This window comes from uncultured Roseibium sp., assembly GCF_947499295.1.
In the GTDB taxonomy this organism is placed as follows: Bacteria; Pseudomonadota; Alphaproteobacteria; order Rhizobiales; family Stappiaceae; genus Roseibium.
The window spans coordinates 1-461 of the sequence record NZ_CANMNP010000140.1; the positions used below are offsets into that span (position 1 = coordinate 1).

At 60.5% G+C, this 461-nt stretch carries 1 pseudogene; it reads left to right on the forward strand.

The window, feature by feature from the left end:
* Positions 1-116: 116 nt before the first annotated feature.
* A pseudogene (locus tag Q0835_RS30140) lies at positions 117-461 on the forward strand (IS3 family transposase); the annotation flags it as partial.

The window sequence follows — 461 nt, forward strand, 5'->3', positions numbered from 1 at the left end:
CTGCGTCTCCCAGGCTCTCAAAAACATAGTCGCGCACAACATCGCGCAACGCATCCGCTGACCAGGAACCGCGGCCCCGCAACGACTGCATCCGGTAAGGGCGCGACCATCCGGACCTGAGCGTCAGCCAGCAGTGCAAATTGGTGAAGCTGAGCCGGTCGGCATTTTATTATCTGCCTGTCGGGATCAGCGCTGCTACGCTGGAGTTGATGAAGGCCATCGACCGGGTCTTCACCAAGTACCCGTTCTTCGGCAGCCGTCAGATTGCCGCTTACCTGCGCCGGGACGGGATTATCGCTGGTCGCCACCGGGTGCGTCGGCTGATGGCGAAGATGGGGCTGGAGGCAATCTACAAACGGCCGAGAACAAGTCAGCCGCATCCGCAGCACAAGGTCTATCCCTATCTGCTGCGGGGCATGACGATCAACAGACCCAGCCAGGTCTGGTGTTCGGACATCACG